This window comes from Lentzea tibetensis, assembly GCF_007845675.1.
Lineage (GTDB): Bacteria > Actinomycetota > Actinomycetes > Mycobacteriales > Pseudonocardiaceae > Lentzea > Lentzea tibetensis.
In genome coordinates, this window is the sequence record NZ_VOBR01000028.1 from 112,158 (window position 1) to 133,839 (window position 21,682).

22 protein-coding genes and 2 pseudogenes are annotated in these 21,682 nt (G+C 70.1%); 16 read left to right on the forward strand and 8 right to left on the reverse strand.

Annotation, left to right across the window (positions count from 1 at the left end; genetic code table 11):
* Nucleotides 1–237: 237 nt before the first annotated feature.
* Nucleotides 238–2,868, forward strand: a complete 2,631-nt coding sequence (locus FKR81_RS33855) for an RCC1 domain-containing protein (RefSeq protein WP_186763336.1) — start codon at nucleotides 238–240, stop codon at nucleotides 2,866–2,868.
* 66 nt (nucleotides 2,869–2,934) lie between these two features.
* Here FKR81_RS33855 and FKR81_RS33860 read toward each other — a convergent pair whose 3' ends face one another.
* Nucleotides 2,935–3,510, reverse strand: coding sequence for a PadR family transcriptional regulator (locus FKR81_RS33860; protein ID WP_146358305.1), 576 nt, complete (start codon nucleotides 3,508–3,510; stop codon nucleotides 2,935–2,937).
* A 71-nt stretch (nucleotides 3,511–3,581) separates the two neighbouring features.
* On the opposite strand from FKR81_RS33860, the gene FKR81_RS33865 reads away from it, so the two are divergent.
* Genes FKR81_RS33865 through FKR81_RS33875 form a run of 3 tightly spaced genes read left to right on the forward strand, consistent with a single transcriptional unit; the run spans nucleotide 3,582 to nucleotide 6,608 of the window.
* Complete coding sequence (locus tag FKR81_RS33865; RefSeq protein ID WP_146358306.1) at nucleotides 3,582–3,974, forward strand: nuclear transport factor 2 family protein; 393 nt, start codon at nucleotides 3,582–3,584, stop codon at nucleotides 3,972–3,974.
* On the forward strand, nucleotides 3,971–5,458 hold the full coding sequence (locus tag FKR81_RS33870; RefSeq protein ID WP_146358307.1) for a phytoene desaturase family protein: 1,488 nt from the start codon (nucleotides 3,971–3,973) through the stop codon (nucleotides 5,456–5,458). The genes FKR81_RS33865 and FKR81_RS33870 overlap by 4 nt, the downstream gene beginning before the upstream one ends.
* A gap of 22 nt (nucleotides 5,459–5,480) precedes the next feature.
* Nucleotides 5,481–6,608: a 2Fe-2S iron-sulfur cluster-binding protein gene (locus tag FKR81_RS33875; protein WP_146358308.1), complete on the forward strand. Its 1,128-nt coding sequence runs from the start codon at nucleotides 5,481–5,483 to the stop codon at nucleotides 6,606–6,608.
* Between the two features lie 36 nt (nucleotides 6,609–6,644).
* On the opposite strand, the gene FKR81_RS33880 is transcribed toward FKR81_RS33875, so the two are convergent.
* A complete protein-coding gene (locus FKR81_RS33880; RefSeq protein WP_235921950.1) occupies nucleotides 6,645–6,914 on the reverse strand; it encodes a UBP-type zinc finger domain-containing protein in 270 nt (89 codons plus the stop codon).
* An 84-nt stretch (nucleotides 6,915–6,998) separates the two neighbouring features.
* Between FKR81_RS33880 and FKR81_RS33885 the strand changes: the two genes are divergently transcribed.
* On the forward strand, nucleotides 6,999–8,687 hold the full coding sequence (locus FKR81_RS33885) for an FAD-dependent oxidoreductase (RefSeq protein ID WP_146358310.1): 1,689 nt from the start codon (nucleotides 6,999–7,001) through the stop codon (nucleotides 8,685–8,687).
* A 1-nt stretch (nucleotide 8,688) separates the two neighbouring features.
* Nucleotides 8,689–10,119, forward strand: a complete 1,431-nt coding sequence (locus FKR81_RS33890) for an ATP-binding protein (RefSeq protein ID WP_146358311.1) — start codon at nucleotides 8,689–8,691, stop codon at nucleotides 10,117–10,119.
* 24 nt (nucleotides 10,120–10,143) lie between these two features.
* Here the strand turns inward: FKR81_RS33890 and FKR81_RS33895 are convergent, their stop codons facing one another.
* Nucleotides 10,144–10,710, reverse strand: a complete 567-nt coding sequence (locus tag FKR81_RS33895; protein WP_146358312.1) for an RICIN domain-containing protein — start codon at nucleotides 10,708–10,710, stop codon at nucleotides 10,144–10,146.
* A 185-nt stretch (nucleotides 10,711–10,895) separates the two neighbouring features.
* Here FKR81_RS33895 and FKR81_RS33900 point away from each other — a divergent pair, with 185 nt between their 5' ends.
* The 3 genes from FKR81_RS33900 (at nucleotide 10,896) to FKR81_RS33910 (ending at nucleotide 12,768) form a co-directional block, all read left to right on the forward strand.
* Complete coding sequence (locus FKR81_RS33900) at nucleotides 10,896–12,020, forward strand: helix-turn-helix transcriptional regulator (protein ID WP_146358313.1); 1,125 nt, start codon at nucleotides 10,896–10,898, stop codon at nucleotides 12,018–12,020.
* Between the two features lie 46 nt (nucleotides 12,021–12,066).
* Entirely contained in the window at nucleotides 12,067–12,411 is a 345-nt protein-coding gene (locus tag FKR81_RS33905; protein ID WP_146358314.1) for a hypothetical protein, read from the forward strand.
* Between the two features lie 120 nt (nucleotides 12,412–12,531).
* Nucleotides 12,532–12,768 carry a hypothetical protein gene (locus tag FKR81_RS33910; protein ID WP_146358315.1) on the forward strand — a complete coding sequence of 79 codons (237 nt, stop codon included), beginning with the start codon at nucleotides 12,532–12,534 and terminating at the stop codon, nucleotides 12,766–12,768.
* Between the two features lie 57 nt (nucleotides 12,769–12,825).
* On the opposite strand, the gene FKR81_RS33915 is transcribed toward FKR81_RS33910, so the two are convergent.
* On the reverse strand, nucleotides 12,826–13,386 hold the full coding sequence (locus FKR81_RS33915) for a hypothetical protein (RefSeq protein WP_146358316.1): 561 nt from the start codon (nucleotides 13,384–13,386) through the stop codon (nucleotides 12,826–12,828).
* A gap of 221 nt (nucleotides 13,387–13,607) precedes the next feature.
* On the opposite strand from FKR81_RS33915, the gene FKR81_RS33920 reads away from it, so the two are divergent.
* Nucleotides 13,608–15,161, forward strand: a complete 1,554-nt coding sequence (locus FKR81_RS33920; protein WP_146358317.1) for a glycoside hydrolase family 13 protein — start codon at nucleotides 13,608–13,610, stop codon at nucleotides 15,159–15,161.
* 43 nt (nucleotides 15,162–15,204) lie between these two features.
* Here the strand turns inward: FKR81_RS33920 and FKR81_RS33925 are convergent, their stop codons facing one another.
* Together FKR81_RS33925 and FKR81_RS33930 are read right to left on the reverse strand one after the other, a co-directional pair.
* Nucleotides 15,205–16,122, reverse strand: a complete 918-nt coding sequence (locus FKR81_RS33925) for a right-handed parallel beta-helix repeat-containing protein (protein WP_146358318.1) — start codon at nucleotides 16,120–16,122, stop codon at nucleotides 15,205–15,207.
* A gap of 233 nt (nucleotides 16,123–16,355) precedes the next feature.
* A complete protein-coding gene (locus tag FKR81_RS33930) occupies nucleotides 16,356–17,480 on the reverse strand; it encodes an HNH endonuclease signature motif containing protein (protein ID WP_146358319.1) in 1,125 nt (374 codons plus the stop codon).
* 396 nt (nucleotides 17,481–17,876) lie between these two features.
* On the opposite strand from FKR81_RS33930, the gene FKR81_RS43935 reads away from it, so the two are divergent.
* The 3 genes from FKR81_RS43935 (at nucleotide 17,877) to FKR81_RS33940 (ending at nucleotide 19,084) form a co-directional block, all read left to right on the forward strand.
* Complete coding sequence (locus FKR81_RS43935; protein ID WP_186763337.1) at nucleotides 17,877–18,041, forward strand: hypothetical protein; 165 nt, start codon at nucleotides 17,877–17,879, stop codon at nucleotides 18,039–18,041.
* Nucleotides 18,042–18,263 carry a hypothetical protein gene (locus tag FKR81_RS33935; protein WP_146358320.1) on the forward strand — a complete coding sequence of 74 codons (222 nt, stop codon included), beginning with the start codon at nucleotides 18,042–18,044 and terminating at the stop codon, nucleotides 18,261–18,263. It abuts the gene before it with no gap.
* Nucleotides 18,264–18,334: 71 nt separating this feature from the next.
* Complete coding sequence (locus FKR81_RS33940; protein WP_146358321.1) at nucleotides 18,335–19,084, forward strand: NPP1 family protein; 750 nt, start codon at nucleotides 18,335–18,337, stop codon at nucleotides 19,082–19,084.
* Nucleotides 19,085–19,268: 184 nt separating this feature from the next.
* Here the strand turns inward: FKR81_RS33940 and FKR81_RS33945 are convergent, their stop codons facing one another.
* Nucleotides 19,269–19,586 carry a helix-turn-helix domain-containing protein gene (locus tag FKR81_RS33945; protein WP_328593176.1) on the reverse strand — a complete coding sequence of 106 codons (318 nt, stop codon included), beginning with the start codon at nucleotides 19,584–19,586 and terminating at the stop codon, nucleotides 19,269–19,271.
* A gap of 105 nt (nucleotides 19,587–19,691) precedes the next feature.
* Here FKR81_RS33945 and FKR81_RS45860 point away from each other — a divergent pair.
* The 3 genes and pseudogenes from FKR81_RS45860 to FKR81_RS33955 all read left to right on the forward strand — a co-directional run.
* Nucleotides 19,692–20,042: pseudogene (locus FKR81_RS45860) on the forward strand (SDR family NAD(P)-dependent oxidoreductase); the annotation flags it as partial.
* A gap of 142 nt (nucleotides 20,043–20,184) precedes the next feature.
* On the forward strand, nucleotides 20,185–20,391 hold the full coding sequence (locus tag FKR81_RS45865) for a Rossmann-fold NAD(P)-binding domain-containing protein (protein WP_328593177.1): 207 nt from the start codon (nucleotides 20,185–20,187) through the stop codon (nucleotides 20,389–20,391).
* A 146-nt stretch (nucleotides 20,392–20,537) separates the two neighbouring features.
* Nucleotides 20,538–21,536 (forward strand): annotated as a pseudogene (locus FKR81_RS33955) (IS5 family transposase).
* Here the strand turns inward: FKR81_RS33955 and FKR81_RS44480 are convergent.
* Nucleotides 21,485–21,682: hypothetical protein (locus tag FKR81_RS44480; RefSeq protein ID WP_222598495.1), on the reverse strand; the 198-nt coding region annotated here is incomplete at its 5' end. The pseudogene FKR81_RS33955 and the gene FKR81_RS44480 sit on opposite strands and share 52 nt — an antisense overlap.

Consider the following 21,682-nt stretch of genomic DNA (forward strand, 5'->3'; position numbering starts at 1 on the left):
AATATCCCCGCTCTGACCTCGCCAAACCCGAATCGCCGAAGTGCGGCGGAACGGACGTGGCGGCCGGGGCCGAACGCCACGCCGGCAAGCAAGAACATCCCAACGGCACATTGTGTCGGAAGCTCACCTGTGCGTACCTTCGCCTCCTGGGGCTTTACCGGGGGTGTCTAGCAAGGGGGACGCATGACGTTGAGTCGTGCACGTTTTTGGGCTGCCCGCGTCACGGGCATTTCACTGGTGGCGCTGGCCGCCATCTCATCCGCGAGCGGTCCGGCCGCCGCGGATCCGCCGAGACCGTCAGCCAGCAGCACCGTCGCCTGGGGAGCCAGAGCCGAGGGCGCACTGGGCAACCGGACGACGCTCAGGCGGACGACGCCGGTGACCGTGTGCGCGGTCGGCACCACCGACTGCGAGGCGACCAGCCTCAGCAAGGTCGTCTCGGTGTCCGCGGGTGCGCACCACAACCTGGCGCTGCTGTCGAACGGGACGGTCGTGTCCTGGGGCGAGAACGACCACGGGCAGCTCGGCGACGGCACCAGGACGAACCGGCCGGGGCCGGTTCCGGTGTGCGCCGTCGTGTCCACGAACTGCGCCACCGGCCGCCTCCAGGGGGTTGTCGCGATCGCGGCCGGTGATTCCCACAACCTGGCGCTGCTCAACGACGGCACGGTCGTGGCGTGGGGGAACAGCAACTCCGGACGGCTCGGCATCGGGTACGCGAACGAGGACCGCACCACGCCCACGCCGGTGTGCGACGTGGACTGCGCGGCGGGCCCGCTGACCGGAGTCACCTCGATCGCCGCCGGCGGTGGGCACAGCCTCGCGCTGCGCACCGGTGGTGCCGTCGTGAGCTGGGGCTGGAACGGCTCGGGCCAGCTGGGCAACCCCGTGCCGAACAACAGCGACCGGCCGGTGGTCACCTGCGCCGTCGGCGCGACCGACTGCACGGCGAACCCGCTGACCGGCGTGACCGCGATCGCCGCGGGAGGCCAGCACAGTCTCGGTGTGCTCACGGACGGCGGCGCCATCGCGTGGGGCGACAACCAGCTGGGGCAGCTCGGCGACGACAGCACGTCGTCGCGCACCACCCCGGCGCGGGTGTGCGCGGTCGGCGCGACCGACTGCGCGGCCCAGCCGCTGACCGACATCGCGACGGTCGACGCCGGCGGCTACGTGAGCTTGGCCTTGCGCACCAACGGAACCGCCGTGGGCTGGGGACTCAACGTCCGCGGCCAGCTCGGTGACGGCACCACGAACAACCGGCGCACTCCCGCACCCGTGTGCGCGGCGGGCGCGACCGACTGCGCCGCCCAGCCGCTGAGCGGGATCGCCTCGATCTCCACGAGCGGTGGGCACGGCCTGGCCGTGTCCACGACCGGTGCCGCTTTCGCCTGGGGCCTCGGCGTGAACGGCCAGCTCGGCGATCGCTCGACCGCGGACCGGACCACCCCGGTGCCGGTGTGCGCGGTGAAGGCGGACGACTGCGCCACCAGCCCGCTGACGGGTGCGCGGGCCGCGAGCGCGGGCAGCGGTCACAGCGCGACCGTGCTGGCGGACGGCACCGTGCGGACGTGGGGCGACCACCAGTACGGGCAGATCGGTGACGGCGCGATCAGCGGCGTGCTCCGGCCGGACGTCGTCTGCGCGCCGGGGAGCACCGACTGCGCGACCGACCGGCTGACCGGCGTGACCGCGGTGTCGGCCAACGGCGCGTACTACGGCGGTGGCGGCCACAGCCTGGCGCTGCAGCCGGACGGCGTCGTGCTTTCCTGGGGTGGCAACGGTTTGGGCCAGCTCGGCGACGGCACGTACAACAGCAGGGACCTCCCCGGCCGGGTGTGCGCCGTGGAGGCGAAGGACTGCGCGACCGAACCGCTGACCGGTGCCACGGCCATCGCGACCGGCGTGAACCACTCATTGGCGCTGATGTCCGACGGCACGGTCGTGGCGTGGGGCCGCAACGGCGTCGGCAACCTCGGCAACGGCACCTGGCAGGACAGCGCCACCCCGACGCACGTGTGCGCGGGGGGAGAGCAGAACTGCAAGGCACCGTTGACGGGTGTCGTCGCCATCGCCGCGGGCGGCGACCACAGCCTGGCGCTGCTGAACGACGGCACGGTCGTGGGCTGGGGCTCGAACTACTTCGGCCAGCTCGGCGACGGAACCGGCGGTCCGGCCGTGCAGGCGCAGAACATGCCGGTGCGCGTCTGCGCCGTGGGTGCGACGGACTGCGCGGCCAACCCGCTCCGCGGCGTCGTCGCCATCGAGGCGGGCGGCGGGCCTTCGGGCTTCGGCGGGCACAGCATGGCCCTGCTCTCCAGCGGTGCCGTCGTCTCGTGGGGCAACAACGCCTCCGGTCAGCTGGGTGACGGGACGACCACCACGCGGATCAGGCCGGTGCGGGTGTGTGCCGTCGGTGCGACGGACTGCGCGGCCAGCCCGCTGACCGGGGTCACCGCGATCGAAGCCGCCGGACACCACAGCGCCGCCGTGCAGACCGGCGGAACCGTTGCGGCGTGGGGAGAGAACACCAGCGGGCAGCTGGGCGACGCGACGACGACGCACCGCAGCACGCCCGTCCGCGTGTGCGCGGTCGGAGCGACGAACTGCGCGGAGAACCCGCTGACGGGTGTCACCGTCCTCGCGCTCGGCTACAGCCACGCGGTCGCGGTCGGCGCCAACGGTGCGGTCCTCAGCTGGGGTAGCAACTGGACCGGCCAGCTCGGTGACGGCACGACGACCGACCGCAGCGCACCGGGCTGGGTGTGCGCGCCGCAGGCGGCGAACTGCGCGGCGAGCCCGCTGACCGGGGTCACCGCGATCGCCAGCGGCTACAACCACACCCTGGCGGTCATCGCACCGGCCTAGCCTCGTGAGTGATTGGGAGGCCTATAGCGCTCCCAATCACTCACGACCAGCCTGACGAGGTCCCTGCTACCGCGCGTCGGTGGCAGGGACCTGCGTGCGCCTGCCCAGCACCGCGAGAGTGCCCTCGCACCAGCGGATCGTCGCCTCTTCGAGCGACCGGCCGCCCATGAGCGTGAGCCAGGGCCCGATCCGGTCGGAGCTCGCCAGGAGCTCCTCCTCGGTCCGGCCGTCGAGCAGCCGCGCGCGAAGTCTGTCGTAACGCGCGAGTTTGGCCCGCGACCACTCCAGCCGCTCCCGCACGGCGGCGAGCACGGCCTGCACGTCACCCGCGTCGACGGCCTGGAGTTTGATCGCCAGGTCGTCCCTGATCGCGGCGGGCTTGGCGGGCTCAGCGGTGAACGCGTGCAGCCCCCGCTTCCCGGCCTCGGTGAGGCTGAACAGCCGTTTGTTGGGGCGCCGCTCCTGCTGGACGACGCGCGCCGCGATCAGGCCGTCGATCTCCATCCGCTCGAGCTCGCGGTAGAGCTGTTGCGGCGTGGTGGTCCAGAAGTTGGCCACGGACGCGTCGAAGCGCTTCGCCATGTCGTAGCCCGACGCCTCGCCTTCTAGTAATGCGGCCAGTACCGCGTAGCGCAACGTCATATGGACAAGCCTACAGCGCCGTGACTAATCTCGTAAGGGATTACTCAACTAGTTGACTATGGAGTCCGCCGATGCACCCGTTCCGCAAGGCCGTCGAGGCAGGCGATCACACCGCCGTCGAGGCGCTGCTCGCCGAGGACGTCGTGTTCACCAGCCCGGTCGCGTTCAAGCCGTACCCCGGCAAGCCGATCACCGCGGCGATCCTGCGCGGGGTCTCGAGGGTCTTCGAGGACTTCCGCTACGTCCGGGAGATCATCAGCGCGGACGGCCACGACCTCGCGCTGATCTTCACCGCGCGCGTCGGCGACAAGGAGCTCAACGGCTGCGACTTCCTGCACCTGAACGACGAGGGCCTGATCGACGACTTCCTGGTCATGGTGCGCCCGCTCACCGCGGCGACCGCGCTGTCCGAGGCCATGGCCGCCCAGTTCGAGCGGATCGCGAGCGAGGCGATGGGCTCATGAGCGACTTCGACGCGATCGTCATCGGCGCGGGCAACGCGGGGTTGACGGCCGCCGCCACGCTCCAGCGCGGCGGCAAGCGCACCCTGCTGGTCGAGCGGCACAACGTGCCGGGCGGCTGCGCGACGTCGTTCCGGCGCGGCCGGTTCGAGTTCGAGGTCGCGCTGCACCAGCTGTCCGGGATCGGCACCGAGGAGCAGAAGCGGATCACGCTGCGCGGGCTCTTCGGCAAGCTCGGCATCACCGACAAGCTGGAGTTCGTCGAGGAGCACGACCTGTACCGCTCGGTCGTGCCCGGCGTGCTCGACGTGACGCTGCCCGCCGACTGGGACGGCGCCGTGGACGCGCTCGAGGCGGCGTTCCCCGGCAACCGGGTGCGCGTCCAGAAGTTCTTCGACCTGGTCAAGCAGACCACCTACTGGCAGATGGCCGCCATGCGCGGCACGCCGGCGGAGCAGGTCGACGCGGTGGTGTTCCGGCAGGGGCTGCGGCCGACGCAGGACGTGCTCGACGAGCACTTCGACGACCAGCGGATCAAGCTGGTGCTCGGCAGCTACTGGAGCTACCTCGGCCAGCCGCCGTCCGTGCTGCGGTTCCAGGACATGGCGATGCTCCTGTTCGCCTACCTCGAGTTCAAGCCGTGGCACCTGCGCGGCGGCAGCCAGGCCATGTCGACCGCGATCCTCGACTCGTTCCTCGAGGCGGGCGGCCAGGTCCGCTTCAACACCGCGGTGACCCGCATCCTCACCCGCAACGGCGCCGTCTGCGGCGTGCGGCTCGACGACGGCGAGGAGGTGTCCGCGGGCGCGGTGGTGTCCAACGCCTCCACTCCCCTGACCTACGGGATGCTCGACCCGGACGTCGTCCCGCATTCCGTCCGCAGGGACATCGGCTCCCGCCGGATCGGGATCTCCGCGTTCGTGCTCCACATGGGACTCGACGCCACGCCCGCCGAGCTGGGATTCAACGCCAGCACCAGCTTCGTGTTCGCCGACATGGACGACGACCGCACGTTCCAGGCGATGCGCACGCTGGACCCGGTGCGCGGGATCTGCGTCTCCTCCTACGACATCGAGCCCATCGGGTTCGCGCCCACCGGCGCGTCGCACGTCAGCCTCATGACGCTGCAGTACGCCGACGCGTGGGACAAGGTCGCCCCCGAGGACTACGCCAGGACCAAGTTCGCCTACGCGGAGACCCTCATCGACCTGCTGGAGAAGATGACGCCGGGCGTCCGCGACGCGATCGAGGAGGTCGACGTCGCCACCCCGCTCACGATGATGCGCTACCTCGGCCACCCCGGCGGCGCGATCTACGGCTTCGACCAGGACGCCACCGAGAGCTGGCAGTTCCGCAACAGCGAGCGCGAGCCCGGCGTCACCGGCCTGTACCTCGCAGGCTCGTGGGCCGGTTACGGCGGTTTCCAGCCCACACTCGAAGCAGGCGCACGCGTCGCCCGCCGAATCCTGCGGTTCACCGCCGCCTGAGCCCAGGAAGGCACCCACCACCATGCACCCCATCGCGGAATTCTTCGACGGCGCCGCAGAGATCCAGGCCGAGATCGCCCAGCGCGACCTCGACACCACGGACCACACCGCGGAGACGGCGCGCGTCATCGCCCGCCACCACCCCAACCGGCTGACGCTCACCGTCAGCGAGGTCGTCGTCGAGACGGCCACCACGAAGACCTTCCGGGTCGGCAACGGCGACCCGCTCCCGCCGTTCCTCGCCGGCCAGTACGTCAACGTCTTCACCGACGGCACGAGCAGGCCGTTCGCGATCTCGTCCAGCCCGGCCCGGCTCGACCACTACGACCTCACGGTCCGGCGGGTCCGCGGCGGGCGGATCAGCAACCAGCTCATCGACGCGCTGGCTGCCGGTGACACGATCACCACCACCGGCCCGATGGGCACGTTCCACCACAACCCGCTGTTCCACGGCGAGGACGTGGTGTTCCTGGCGGGTGGCTCCGGTGTCGCACCGGCCATGAGCATGATCCGCGACATCGTCGACAACGACCTGGAGCGGCGCTTCCACCTGATCTACGGCTCGCGCGACGAACAGGACGTCATCTTCGGCTCGGAACTGGACGCGCTCGCCGCGGAGCTGCCGAACCTGACCGTCGACCACGTGATCGCCGAACCGTCCGCAACCTGGTCCGGCCGCACCGGCTTCCTCACGGCGGCGCTGATCGAGGAGCTCACCGGCCCGCTGAACGGCCGGATGGTCTACGTGTGCGGGCCGCAGGCGCTCTACCCGTACGCCTTGGAGCAGCTCACGGTGCTGGGCCACCCGCGCCGCCGCATCCGGTTCGAGGCCAACGGTGCGCCGGCCCGCCCGGAGGCGCAGCCGCACTGGCCGGCCGACGTCGACCCGGCCGGTGAGGTCACGGTGACGGTGAAGGGCCGCAGCTTCCGCACCCCGCGCAACCGCCCGCTGCTCGACGCGCTCGAGGACCAGGGCGTCCAGCCCGAGGCCGCCTGCCGTTCCGGCGAGTGCAGTCTGTGCCGCGTCCGCGTCCTCCGTGGACAGGTGCACACCGCCGAGGAGGCCAAGCTGCGCATGTCCGACGCGAAGTTCGGCTACACGCACAGCTGCGTCGCCTACCCGCTCACCGACACCGAGGTCGACTTCTGAGCACTGGACGTCAGGCTGCCCGCGGGCAGCCTGACGTCAGCCTCCGACGTGGTCGATGAAGCACCAGCGCCAGGTCTCCCCCGGCTCGAACGAGCGGATCACCGGGTGCCCGTCCGCGGCGGCGTGCTTGCTGGCGTGCTTTCCCGGCGACGAGTCGCAGCAGCCGACGTGGCCGCAGGCGAGGCACAGTCGCAGGTGGACCCAGCCCCTGCTGCCGTTGGCGATGCAGTCCTCACACCCTTCTTCCGTGCTGGGGGCCGGTTCCTGGCTGATCGCGGCGATGTGCGAGCAGGCGCTGGAAGTCACGAACGCTCCTCGGGTGGGCGACATCTGAAGGCGACCGTACGCGCATCGGTGACGGCGGCAAGTTCCGCTGCTTGACTGGCACCCATGACGACTCCCGAGCCCGTCAGAGCGGCACGTCCGTCGATCCTCACGGTGGACGACGATCCCGGTGTCTCCAGGGCGGTGGCGCGCGATCTGCGCAAGAAGTACGGCGAGCGCTACCGGATCGTGCGTGCCGAGTCCGGTGCGCAGGCGCTCGAGGCGCTGCGCGAGATCAAGCTGCGCGGCGAGGAGGTCGCGGCGCTGCTGGCGGACTACCGGATGCCGCAGATGAGCGGCATCGAGTTCCTCGAAGAGGCGATGGACCTGTTCCCGGTGGCGCGCCGGGTGCTGCTCACGGCGTACGCGGACACGGACGCCGCGATCCAGGCGATCAACGTCGTCGACCTCGACCACTACTTGCTCAAGCCGTGGGACCCGCCGGAGGAGAAGCTCTACCCGGTGCTCGACGAGCTGCTCGAGGCGTGGTCGGTGGCCGACCGGCAGCCGGTGCGGCAGGTCAGGGTGATCGGGCACCGGTGGTCGCCTCGGTCCTACGAGGTCCGCGACTTCCTCGCCCGCAACTCGGTCCCGTTCCGCTGGCACGCGCTCGACGAGGTGGATTGCGAGGCCGGGCGGCTGCTCACCGCGGCGGGCCAGGACGGCACCCGGCTGCCGGTCGTGGTCACGCCCGAAGGCGACGCCCTGGTCGACCCGTCGGACGCGGAGCTCGCCGCGCGGGTCGGCCTCAGCACGCAGCCCTCCGCGGACTTCTACGACCTGATCGTGATCGGCGGCGGCCCCGCGGGCCTGGGCGCCGCGGTGTACGGGGGCTCGGAAGGGCTGCGGACGGTGCTGGTCGAGCGGCTGGCGACCGGTGGCCAGGCGGGCACCAGCAGCCGGATCGAGAACTACCTCGGCTTCCCGGACGGCGTCTCCGGTGAGCAGCTCACCGAACGGGCCCGCAGGCAGGCGCTGAAGTTCGAGGTCGAGGTGCTGACCACCCGCGACGTGGTGGCGCTGGAACCGCGCGGCGCGGCCAGGGTCGTGCGGTTCGGCGACGGCACCGAGCTGGCCGCGCACACGGTGATCCTGGCGACCGGCGTGTCCTACCGGATGCTCGACGCACCAGGGCTCGGCGAGCTGACGGGCCGCGGCGTGTACTACGGGGCCGCGACCACCGAGGGGCCGAGCTGCACCGGCCAGGACGTCTACCTGGTCGGCGGCGCCAACTCGGCGGGGCAGGCGGCGGTGTACTTCTCCGCGCACGCCAGCCGGGTGGTGCTGCTGGTGCGCGGCGACTCGCTCGACACGTCGATGTCGCGCTACCTGATCGACCAGCTCGCACGGATCGACAACGTCGAGGTGCGCACCTGCACCGAGGTCGTCGGCGGCACGGGTGAGGGCCACCTGGAGACGTTGACGCTGGCGCACACCAAGACCGGTGAGACGACCACGGTCCCCGCGCACTGGCTGTTCGCGTTCATCGGCGCCGCGCCGCGCACGGACTGGCTCGAGGGCACGCTGCTGCGCGACGACCGCGGTTTCGTGCTCGCCGGGCCCGACCTGGCCGCCGACGGCCGCACCCCGGACGGGTGGCACCTCGAGCGCGCGCCGTACCACCTGGAGACGAGCCTGCCCGGCGTGTTCGTCGCGGGTGACGTGCGCGCCGACTCGGTGAAACGGGTGGCTTCGGCCGTCGGTGAGGGCGCCATGGCGGTCACACTGGTCCACCGGTACCTGGAGAGGTCGTGACATGAACGCCGACGAGCTGCGCGGGTTGTTCCTCTTCGAGCACCTCGACGACGGCCAGCTGGCGTGGCTGGTCGACCACGGCCAGGTCGAGAGCCGCCCGGCTGGCACGCCCGTCCTCACCGAGGGCGAACCGGCCACCTGCTTCTTCCTGCTGCTCGAAGGCACCGTGGCGTTGTGCCGCAACGTCGGCGGCCAGCGCGTCGAGGTGAGCCGCTCCGACCAGCGCGGGTCGTACTTCGGCGCCACCCAGGCGTACCTCGAGGCCGACACGGCGGACACGCGGGTCTACCAGATGACCGTGGAGTCGATCACCGACACGGTGATGTACCAGCTGCCCGCCGACGAGTTCGGCCCGATCATCCGCCAGTGGTTCCCGATGGCCATGCACCTGCTGGAAGGCCTGTTCTTCGGGATGCAGAACACCCAGCGCGCGGTCGGCCAGCGGGAACGGCTGCTGGCGCTGGGATCGCTGTCAGCGGGACTGACCCACGAGCTCAACAACCCGGCCGCCGCGGCGGTGCGCGCGACGGCCGCGCTGCGCGAGCGGGTCGCTGGGATGCGGCACAAGCTGGCCATGCTGGCGAGCGGCGCGATCGACCCGGCGACGCTGCCCTCGCTGGTGAAGCTCCAGGAGAACGCCGTCGAGCAGGTCGCGAAGGCGCCCAAGCTGGGCCCGATGGAGGCCAGCGACCGCGAGGACGAGGTCAGCGACTGGCTCGACGAGCACGGCGTCACCAGCGGATGGGACCTGGCTCCGACGCTGGTCGCGGGCGGGCTCGACGTCGAGTGGCTGGACCGGGCGGCGGGGCTGTGCTCGTCGACGGCCACCGAGGCGGCCGTGCGCTGGCTCGGGTACACGGTCGAGACCGAGATGCTGATGAACGAGATCGAGGACGCGACCACCAGGGTGTCCACGCTGATCAACGCGGCCAAGCAGTACTCGCAGATGGACCGCGCGCCGTTCCAGGTGGTCGACGTGCACGACCTGCTCGACTCCACGCTCGTCATGTTCGGCAGCAAGCTCCGCGACGACGTGCGGGTGGTGAAGGACTACGACCGGGCGCTGCCTCCGTTGCCCGCGTACGCGGGCGAGCTCAACCAGGTGTGGACGAACCTGATCGACAACGCGCTCAGCGCGATGGACGGCGCCGGAACGCTGACCGTGCGGACGTTCCGCGAGGACAGCTCCGCGGTCGTCGAGATCGGCGACACGGGCACCGGCATCCCGCCGGAGGTGATGCGCCGCATCTTCGAGCCGTTCTTCACCACCAAGGCGGTCGGCGAGGGCACCGGGCTCGGCCTGGACATCTCGTGGCGGATCGTGGTCAACAAGCACCACGGCGACATCCGCGTCGAGTCCGCACCCGGCGACACGCGGTTCCAGGTGGTGCTCCCGCTCAACGCCCCGGTGCCGGCGGACACCGGCCAGTAGCTCGGGTGTCCGCCGGCTCGCGGGTCAGGCCGACGCGACGAAGGCCCGGAAGAACCGCTGGCTCGTCTGGGCGACGTCGTTCTGGATGGCGACCGCCCCCGGTGCCGTTGGCTTGTTGTTGTCGATGTCGATCTTCATGAGGCTCAGCTTGTTCTCGAGGTTCACCGTGCCGGTGCTCGAGTTCGTGTTGACGTCGAGCCACTTCTGCGAGTTCGAGCCGTCGCACGGCCGCACGACGATGACCTCGCCCGCCAGCTGCTGCGGGCGGTCCACGTCCCTCGGCAGGTCGAGGCAGCCGTCGACGAGCGCGCCGTTCTTGGCGGTGATCTTCTGCCGCATCACGTAGGTCAGCGCCGCGGTACCGGTGTTGGTCTTGATGCTCCACTGCTGCCGGAGGTTGAACTGGTTGGCGGCGGCCTGCACCACGCGGGTACCTTCGTTCGCCGACTCGGCGGTGAGCGCCAGCCTGCTGTTGAAGTTGTTGATGCGAAAGAAGTTCGTCGCGGCGTGCGCCGGGCTCGCCAGAACCACGGTGGTCCCGGCGATCGCGGTCACGAGACCGATTCGACGGATGATGGTGCGAATGGACATGTGTGTTTCCTCCCCTGTTGTCCACGTGGCCGCTGGATGCGGCGCACAGCAGCAGAGTCTGCGGACTTCATGACGCGGCGTCTTCGGTGACGACTGCCCATTCGCATCGCCGGTTACCTAGGTAGGTGGCTGAACCGCGGGGTGATCGTTGACGTTCCCCCGGTGAGCTCGAGGGGAGAACGGGTATGGGGGGACTGCTGGAACGCGCGGCGGAGCTGGAGGTGCTGCGCTCGGCCGTGCGCGGGGCGCGGGAGTGCCGCGGATCGGTCGTGGTGATCGCCGGTGAGATGGGCATCGGCAAGTCCGGTGTGGTGCGGGCGTTCGTCCGCGAGACCGAGGCGCGGGTGCTGGTCGGGCACTGCGACGACCTGGTCACGCCGCGCGCGTTCGGGGCGTTGCGCGACGCGGTGAAGGGCACCGGCGGGCCGTTGGAGAGTGCGCTGGACACCGCGGACGTGTTCGGCGCCGTGCTCGCCGAGCTGGCCACGCCGACCGTGCTCGTGATCGAGGACCTGCAGTGGGCGGACGACGCGACGCTGGACGTGCTCGGATATCTGGCGCGCCGGATCTCCGAGCTTCCCGCCGTGCTGGTGCTGACGATCGGGGACGGGCCCAGCACCGAGCGCCTGCACCGGTCGTGCGGTGCGGCGGCCGCGGCACCGACCACCCAGCTGCAACTGGCGCCGTTGTCCGTCAACGCCGTCAGCACGCTGGCCGCGGGAACGTCCTGGGACGGCGCGGAACTGCACGCGCTGACCGGCGGCATCCCGTTCTACGTCACCGAGACGCTGGCCGCCCGCGATGAGGTGGTGGCGCGCGTCGTCCTGTCCCGGACGATGCGGCTGTCCGACCGGGCGAGGAACGCGCTGGAACGCCTGTCGGTCGTGCCGGGCCCGATCGGGCTCGCACTGGCGGAGCGGTTGCTGGGCGAGGACTTCCCGGCGTTGCACGAGGCCGAGGAGCACGGGATTCTCGAGGTGCGCCACGACGGCCTGGCGTTCCGCCACGAGGTGGTCCGCCGGGCGGTGGAGAGCCTCGTACCCCGGCTGCGCCACCGGTTCCTGCACCGCGACGCGCACGCGTTGCTGTCCACATCGGACAGTGCGCCGAGCGGGCTCACCAGCAGGCAGAACGACGTGCTGGCGCTGCTCGCCGAAGGCCTCACCAACGCCGAGATCGCGGACCGGCTCGTGCTGTCCGTGCGCACCGTCGACCACCACGTGTCGGCCGTGCTCACCAAGCTCGGCGTCACGTCCCGCCGCCAGGCCGCCGCGATCGCGCGGAACCGCGTGCCGAGCCACGCCTGCTGAGCGGGTTGAGCCGCGCGGGCACCGCGGGCTGGTTGAATCAGCCGGTATGGACGGCGACTTCGGCGGTGTGCCGGTGAACGGCGCGATGTCCGCGCTGCAGGAAGCACTCGCGGGCCCGGCAGCCGCGGCGCGGGACCGCTTCGCGGGTCGCCTCAACGGCTACCTCGACGGCTCCGACGTGGTGCACGCCGTGCGCATGCAGGCGTGGCTCGGTCTCGACGTGCCGGGACCCGGCTGCCACGTGGGCACGGGCAGCTGGGACTTCACCCGGTTCAAGGCCACCACGTCACCGGTGTCCTGCGGCCGTTGCCGATCGGCCGGACTGCTCACCAGCTCGTTCACCGGCGGCCCGCATCAGGAGACGCTCGACCTCGAGGGCATCACCTGGTGACCGGTCGCGCCGTTTCCACCTCCACACCCGGATGGCCGCCGACGATCGGGTCGGCCGCGCGGCGGAGCCGGGCACACAGGGCCGACGCCACTGTTCGTCCCGGCACGTCTGCCGATGCCCATGCGCAAGCACCACCAGCGGACGCCTGCCGGCCGTCCGCGCCGGGCGGTGCACCACCGCGGTGAGCTCGACGTCGGCGAGCCGCTCGCCAGAGCCGTCGTGAAACCCGGCGGCCTGGAAAGCGGCATCACCAAGTACTCGCTCCTCACCACGTCCGCGCCCGCCGTCTCGGCGGGCGCCACCACCACCAGCGCCAGCGCTAACGCCAGCGCAGCGCTCCCGTGTGCCATGCGGTGATCACAGCGGGCGGATGTGCGCCTCTTGTGCGCGTCGTGTCACAAGTTCGTCACAGGCCTACGCGACCGAGCTCGGTGGCACGGCCGCGCCGCGGAACACGCGCTCGACGAGCGCCTGGTCCACGAGCTCGTCGGTGAGCGCCCACGGCACGCCGTCGACGACGAGCAACGCCGACAGCCGGACGACCAGCCGCGGCCCACGGTCCGCGTCGTGGACCGTCGAGCACCTCGGCAGCGCGGGCACGCGGCGCATGCCGTGCGGCTGCAGCGCGATGCCGAGCGGCACGCGGCGGATCTGCTCGACCACCTCGAGCGGCATCCGTTGCGGCACCACCCACGCGTTGGCCGTCGCTATGGGCACCGCGACGCCGTCCGGTGACGCCCACAGCTCCCCTCTCCGCCGGAGCAGTGGCGTGCTCGCCGGAAGATCCAGTTTTTCGGCCTCGCGACGGGGAATCCTCCTGGTCGACGCGTCGACGAGCCGGTGGGTGACCTCGTTCCGTTCCACGCCGTACATGGCGAGCCACGCGCTGAGCGCCAGGATCAGGCTGTTGCTGTTGTGCACCAGCGCGATCAGGCATCGCATTCCCGCCTGGATGTCCGCGGTGTTCTGCCCCATGGGGGTCCTCCCGTGGTCGACGGTGAATCCCGTTCACAGGGTGAGGTCGGCGACAGCCGCGGGTCGAGATGGCGCGAGCCACGAGTGGGACACGATCCCGCCAACATCCCGCACTCAGCTGGAATTACATCGCTGCAAAACTTTGCAGAATTTTCCCCGTCAGTGGTCCTCACATCGATGTGACTTGCGGAAAATCCTTGCAAGCTCTTTCATGTGGTCTCATGACCCAGGACTGGTGGCGCCACGCCGTGATCTACCAGGTGTACGTCCGCAGCTTCGCCGACGCGAACGGCGACGGCATCGGGGACCTGCCCGGCATCCGTTCGCGGCTGCCGCACCTGGCGGAGCTCGGCGTCGACGCGCTGTGGATCACGCCGTTCTACGCCTCCCCCATGGCCGACGGCGGGTACGACGTCGCCGACTACCGCGCCGTCGACCCGATGTTCGGGGATCTGGACGACGTCCGCGCGCTCGTCGCGGACGCGCACGCGCTCGACCTGAAGATCATCGTGGACATCGTCCCGAACCACAGCAGCGACCAGCACGAGTGGTTCCAGGCCGCGCTGCGCGCCGAGCCGGGCAGCCCCGAGCGCGCCCGCTACGTCTTCCGGCCCGGCAAGGGCGACCAGCCGCCGAACGACTGGGAGTCGGTCTTCGGCGGGCCCGCCTGGACCCAGCTGCCGGACGGCGAGTGGTACCTGCACCTGTTCGCGCCGGAGCAGCCCGACCTCAACTGGGACCTCGACGAGGTGCGCGCCGAGTTCCGCGACGTGCTGCGGTTCTGGCTCGACCTCGGCGTCGACGGGTTCCGGGTCGACGTGGCGCACGGGATGGTCAAGGCCGCCGGTCTGCCGGACATCGGGCACGCCGACCAGCTGAAGCTGCTGGGCACGTCGGCGTTGCCGTTCTTCGACCAGGACGGCGTGCACGACATCCACCGCGAGTGGCGCGCCGTGCTCGACACCTACCCCGGCGAGCGCGTCCTGGTGGCGGAGGCGTGGACGCCCAGTGCCGAGCGCACGGCGCTGTACCTGCGCGCGGACGAGATGCACCAGGCGTTCAACTTCCACTACCTGACCGCCGAGTGGAACGCACCCGCGCTGCGCGAGGTCATCGACGCGTCGCTCGCGGCCGTCGCCCCGGTCGGCGCGCCGACGACGTGGGTCCTGTCCAACCACGACGTGCAGCGGCACGTCACCAGGTACGGCGACGGCGAGATCGGCAGGCGCCGGGCTCGCGCGGCGGCGATGCTGATGCTGGCGCTGCCGGGTTCGGCCTACGTCTACCAGGGCGAGGAACTGGGCCTGCCCGAGGTGCTCGACCTGCCCGACGACGTGCTCCAGGACCCGATGTGGGAGCGGTCCGGCCACACCGAGCGCGGCCGGGACGGCTGCCGCGTGCCGCTGCCGTGGACGACGACCGGGCCATCGCTCGGCTTCGGTGGGGGCGCACCGTGGCTGCCGCAGCCCGCGGACTGGGCGAAGCTCAGCGTGGAGGCGCAGGAGCACGACGGCGACTCGATGCTCGCGTTGTACCGCAACGCCCTCCGCATCCGCCGGGAGCACCCCGCACTCGGCGCCGGGCGTGACGTCGAGTGGGTGGACGGTCCCGAGGGCGTGCTGCGGTTCGTCCGCAGGGACAGTGTTTCCGGCCGCGGCATCGGGTGCATGGTCAACCTCAGCTCCGCGGACGTGGAGCTGCCGGACTCGGTGCTGCTGCAGTCCGCGCCCGGCACGGTGCTCCAGCCGGACACCGCCGTGTGGTGGGAGTGCTGACTTCCTGCGCCGGCCCGTGGTCTCCACGGGCCGGCGCGGACTGTCAGGGACTGACCACGTCGCCGCGGCCGTCGGGCTCGGCCGGGTCGTACAGGTGGTTGTCCTGCCAGGTCGTCCACCCCGGACCGGACGGGTTCGCCGACGGACCCCAACCCGTTGGGCGGAAACGGTTGTCGACCGCGTGCACGTTCGCGTACGACGCGTCCCCGGTCTCCTCGAGGTACAGGTTGTAACCGCCGCCCTCGAGGTAGTTGCCCTCGACGTGCAGGTTCTGGATCTCGACCCAGGTCGGCTGGATGAACAGCGCGCCCGTGTCGTTGTCCGTGGAGCAGTCGATCCGGTTGTTCCGGAACGTGACCGAACGGCCTGCGGCGTACCGGAAGTCGCGGACGGTCGCGCCGTCGTTGTGCGAGTCGTCGAACGACCGCAGGCCGCGCACGTAGTTCTGCTCGGCGAGCGCGGAGTGCTCGGTGCCGGTCTCGAAGAAGCAGATGCCGGAACCCGTGTCGTGCAGGTAGTTCCGCCGCAACGTGCCGACGCCGAGGAACGCGCACGACTTGGCGACCTCGGCCGCGGTCAGCGCCGAGCCGTCGATCTCGGAGTCGCGGATGACGACGTTGCCGGCCTCGGTCGCGGAGCACTCGTCGGGGCAGATCGTCGTGGTGACCAGGAAGTTGTTGTGGTAGCCCGTGAACGTGGGCTGGATGCAGGACTTCTCGACGGTGATGTCACCGTTGCTGAGGTCCAGCGGCGTGGTGATCTGCACGGCGCTGATCACGGTGCCCTGAGCGGGTTTGCTGTCTCCGGTGTACTCCGGCAGCGTGGCGCAGCTGAGCCCGTGCGGTGCGAGGCCGACGTTGGTGGTCGTCAGCTCCCAGCCCCGCAGTTCCGGGCCTGCCGAGGCAACCGGGCACAGGCTCAACACCGTGCCCAGGACAGCAAGAATCGCGAACGTTCTCATGGCTACTTCCCCCAGTGTCGAAGCAGAACGGCCAAGCTATCACCGGCCCGCGCTCGGGAGTCCCGGCCGGGCTTCGCCCGGACCACGAGTGATGCCTCCTTCGTCGGCGTCACTCGTACCGGATTCTTGGGTGGCTTGGCACCGTGGTCCCGATCCGGTGTTCACCTTGCGCTGTTTGGTTGCGCTTGGTTCGTGATTACCGTTCGGTGGCTCGCCTTTTCGCTCTTTTGTTCTTAGTGGAATCCAGGCAGGACCGGTTCGGGTTCGCGGATGTAGACGCGGCCGGTAGGGCTGACACATTTGAATGTGCCTGGGGTTGGCTGCGTGATGGTCCAGCCGGATTCGTGTTTGAGGCGGTGGTCGTGGGTGCAGAACATGCCGTTGTTGTGGTCCGCGGTCGGGCCCGCGGGGAACGGGATGGTGTGGTCGACCTCGCAGCGGCTGGCCCTGGCGGTACAGCCGATCATGCGGCAGGTCTTGTCCCGTGCCCACAGAAAGCGCCGCAGATGAGCCGGGGGCCGGTAGGTACTGGTGCCCAAGTCGAGCGGGACACCGGAGGCCGGGTCGGTGAGCAACCGCCGCCACGTCGCATCCCCCGCCAACTCGCGGGCGAGGTCGGCGCTGATCGGGCCGTAGCCCTCCAGCTCGCCGGGATGCTCGTCGAGACCCATCAGCGTGGTCGCGGAGACGGTGACCATCAGCTGAACCTGGACCGGGCTCGCGTTGTCCGGGGTCGCGAGGAGTAGGTCGGCGATGACGTCGGCGCGGCGCTGGTTGAGGGTGCGGGTGTCGCCGGGGAACTTCGCCTCCTCGGCCAGCTTGTCCACGCGTAGCCAGCTGACCATGGCCTTGTCGGCGGGCATGGTGATCCACAGCATGGCCATGTCGTCTTCGAGGGACCGTATCCCGGCGGCGCGGGCGGCTTTCTTCTCCGCGACGCGTTCACGCGTGCCGTCGGGGTCGACGCTCATCACGATCCGCCGCCCGCGCTGCCGCATCTGCACGCTGGTCTGCTCGGGTGCTTTGGTGAGTACGCGTTGTTCGACCTCCGCGGCGTGCCCGGCGGACAGGGGCAGGATCTGGGTGTGGATGATCTGCGCTTTGTAGAGGTCGATGTCGCCCTTCTCCAGGGCGTCGACCGTCGCGGGCAGTCGCGTCACGAGATCCCGGGAAACCCCGAGGCGGTCCTCGGTCCAGTTCCGGGTCCAGTGCATCATCGCCGCGATCTCGGAGGACGCGAACTCGTCCTGCCACGTCAACTCGGCGTATTCACCCAACGCGCGGACCTGTTGAGCCTGCCAGTAGTCGATCTGTTTCTGGCAGTGCTGGATTGTGTCGAGAGCCCCCTCGATGTCCACAACGAACACATTACCGCACAATTGTTCGAACGGGCATCACTCATTAGGATTAAAGAACGAAAAGGTGAGCCACCGCCCGCCAGCCACGGAGCCAGCGCGACCAGAACAACGAAAGCCAACCGTCGGATCGGGACTCCGGTGCCAAGCCACCCAAGAATTCGGTACGAGTGACGCCGACGGAGGAGGCATCACTCGTGGTCCGGGCGAAGCCCGGCACTCGCCTAGTACCAGCGAGCCCAGCCCGACTGCGCGAAGAAGGTCAGGCCGGGCCCGCCCATCGCTCCTGCCCACCTCAGCTCGGTCAGTACGCAATCTTCCGTACCGCAGATGCGCTCCAGCGCTGACGATTCCCGCCGTCCCCCATCAGATCATCGATGCATGACAAGGAGGCAGAAGATGAACAACACAACGAAGTCGGCAACGGTAGGCGGTTTGCTGCTCGGCACGGCGGGCATCGGGGTCCTGTGGGCGTCCGGGGTCGTGTTCCCGTTCGCGGTACCGCCGGGAATGATCATGCTGACGACCGGGGCGCTCCTCGTGGGACTCACGTCGCCGCGCTAGATGCCCGCGCTCGGGGCGTTCCTCGGGCTGTTCGTGATCGTGGGCTTCCTGATCAGCCCCGACGGGATCCCGAACTTCGTCGGTGACCACGGTACGGGCGTGGCCGTCGGCTCGTGGCTCCAGATCGCCGGGGTGACCACGGCACTGGTCGCGGGCGTGCTGGCCACGCGGGCCAACTACCGCGGAAATCCCGGTACTTCTCGCCAACGTTCGGCGGGTTGACCAAGGCCTGACGGTGCCCCACCGTCGTTCACGCCCGCTCTCCGCACCCTGCCACCGGAAAACGAGGGCCAGTGAACAAGAGACTCCTCCACGCCCTGCTCGGCGCCACCCTGCTCGTCGTGCTCGTACCGGGAACCGCGTGGGCCGACCCGCCACAGGCGCTGCCCGCCAGCTTCGCCGCCGCAGACGGCAAGTGGCAGCCGGCGTTCGACTACGACACGGACGGCTGCTACTCGACGCCCGCGATCTCGCCGACCGGGGCGCTGGCGCCCGGACTGAAGAACTCGGGCGCGCTCAACGGCAGCTGCCGCGACCGGTCCGATCTCGACAACACCAACTCGTACTCGCGGTCGAAGTGCAACAACGGCTGGTGCGCCTACCTGTACGACCTGTACTTCGAGAAGGACCAGGCGGTGCCGGGCATCGACTGCTGCGGCCACCGCCACGACATCGAGCACGTGGTCGTGTGGGTCAGCAACGACCAGGCGCAGTACGTCTCGACGTCCGCGCACGGCAACTTCTCCACGTACGCCCGGAACAGCGTCGCCTGGGAGGGCACGCATCCGAAGATCGTCTACCACAAGGACGGTTGGAGCACGCACTGCTTCCGGCTCGCCGGGATGACCGAGGTGCCGGAGAACCACTACGGCACCTGGCAGTACCCGGATCTGGTGAGCTGGGACAACTACCCGCCCGGCATCCGCGACATCCTCGTCGGGGCGAACTTCGGCAGCGCCAGCCTGGCCATCAAGGACGGTGCGTTCGAGTACAACCTGGGCAAGGCCAAGCCGGCGGGGATTCCGTTCAACCCGAACGGCTGACGGACACCAGTCCGAGCCGCAGCACCCCGTCGTCCAGCGGAACGCACCGCATCCCGCGGATGGATCGCCCAGAAGGGCGGCCCACCCGCGGTTCCACCACACCAGTTGCCAGTCCGCCGCAAACACGGCCTCCGCCACGTCCCCGAGGCGGGCGAGCACCCGTTGCACGCCGGGCGGAAGATGGTCAGAGATCGTACCGTCCACCGGCGGTACGAGCTGGGCAAGCCGGTGCAGGTGGTCCCGCTCGGCGGTGGACAGCTTGCAGGGCTCGCGCCAGGGACGCCACCACCGACGCTGAGGGTGTCGTGGCCCGCCCCTGTTCGAGGCGCACGATGTAGTCGACCGATACCCCGGCCAGCTCAGCCAGTTCTTCGCGTCGCAGCCCGGCCGCCCGGCGCCCGCGGGCCACCGGCAGCCCGGCGGCCGATGGGGGCAGCCGGTCCCGCCACGTGCGGATCATCACGCCCAGTCCGGTTCCGGGTGTCGCCGACATGAACTCCATCCTCCTGCGTCCCCAGTCGTGTATGGGGGCGCGAGGGTGGTACTGGTCTTCCTACCGTCGAAGCGTCCCTGGTCCGCCTCCCTCGTCGGGATCAGAGTCGAACGAATGACCATCACCTTCATCACCGGAGCCAACAAGGGACTCGGCCGCGAGACCGCCCGCCGCCTGATCGAGCGTGGCCACACCGTGCTCGTCGGAGCACGCAACCGCGAACAGGGCGAGGAGGCCGCCGCTGCGCTCGGCGCACGCTACGTCCCCATCGACGTAACTGACGACGCATCCGTGGCCGCCGCGGCCGCGGACGTCGCCGAACACGAGGGCAGGATCGACGTCCTGGTCAACAACGCGGGTGTGCACGGCCCCGTCGGCGATCCCAGCGACCTCACCGCCGCCGACGCCCGCGACGTCCTCGACGTCAACGTCATCGGCGTCATCCGCACCACCACCGCGTTCTTACCGCTACTGCGCCGCTCGGACGACCCTGTGATCGTCAACGTCAGCAGCGGTATGGGGCTCCCTCGCCCTCACCCACGACCACGGCCGGCCAGAGTCGCACGTCGTCGCGCCGCTGTACACCTCCTCGAAGGAGGCGCTGACGATGCTGACCACGCAGTACGCCAAGGGGCTCAAGGGCATCCGCGTCAACGCTGCCGACCCCGGCTACACCGCGACCGACCTCAACGGTCACAGCGGCCCCCAAACCGTCGCCGAGGGCACGGACGCGATCGTCGCTCTCGCCACCGAGGAGCCCGGCGCCAGCAGCGGACGCTTCGTCTCCCGCCATGGCGAGATCGCCTGGTCCTGACACCGGCCGCGCCGGATCAGCCATTTCAGGCGACGAGGACATCGGGAAGTCGTTGCAGTATTCAGGGTGCTCCAGGGCGCAGCTCGCATCGTGATCGATCTGCGGTTCGCCCTCCCGGCGGGGCCCGGACCGGTAGATCTTCTTGCATGACACGGGCGCAACTGACGGACGAGGAGTGGAAGTTCATCGGGCTGTACCTGCCGATCGGCAGGTACAGCCCGTATCCCGAGCGGCTTCGGCAGCAGTTCGAGGGCGTGATCTGGCGGTTCAAAACGGGCGGGCAATGGCGGGAGACGCCCGCGGAGTTCGGGGCCTGGCCCACTGTCCATAACCGCTTCCGGCAGTGGCGGGACGCTGGTGTCTTCGAGGCCCTGCTGGAGGGCCTGATCGCACAGGCCGCTGAGCGGGGCGAGGTGGACTTGTCCCTGGTCAGCGTGGACTCCACCACCGCCCGCGCCCACCACGACGCCGCCGGGATGCACCTTGACTACGACGTCCTCAATGCCCTGGAGAGGCCGCCGCCGAGAAGGAGAAGGCACGACAAAAGGGCGTGCCGCAAGGACAAGCCGGGCAGGCCGCCGACAACGACCCCGCGCGGGAGGAGCGACGCCGCATACGGCGCCGACGCAGACTCCGGCTGAAGGTCGCCCTGCTCGGGCGCTCGCGCGGCGGGCAGACCAGCAAGATCCACCTTGCCGCCGACCGGAAGTGCCGCCCGCTCGCGCTCGTCCTGACCGCGGGGCAGGCTGCCGACAGCCCGCAGTTCATCCCCGTGCTGGCCAAGGTCCGGGTCCGCGGGCCGTTCGGCCGTCCCCGCAGTCGGCCCGGCGCGGTCGCCGGAGACAAGGCGTACTCGTCCCGAGGAAACCGCGCCTACCTGCGCAAACGGCAGATCAAGGTGGTCATCCCGGAGAAGTAGGACCAGGCCGCGAACCGGAACAAGAAAGGCAGCAGGGGCGGCCGACCCGTCGGGCACGATGCCGACCTCTACAAGGAGAGGAACACCGTCGAGCGCCTGATCAACAACCCGAAAGCCTGGCGAGGTATCGCCACCCGCTACGACAAGACCCCCCGAGAGCTACCTCGCCGGCCTTCATCTCCGCGCCTCCATGATCTGGATCAAGGACCTCACTCGAACCGCTTGATCGCGACTCGATACGCGCCCTAGGTGGCTGGTGTCGAACGGGGTCTTGAGGGCGTTGACCTGGTCGATGTTGTGCCGACGGGCCTTGTGTTCGCGGTGCTCTCGTTGTGTGCGGTCAGCGGGGCTGGGCGCGATGGTGATCAACGT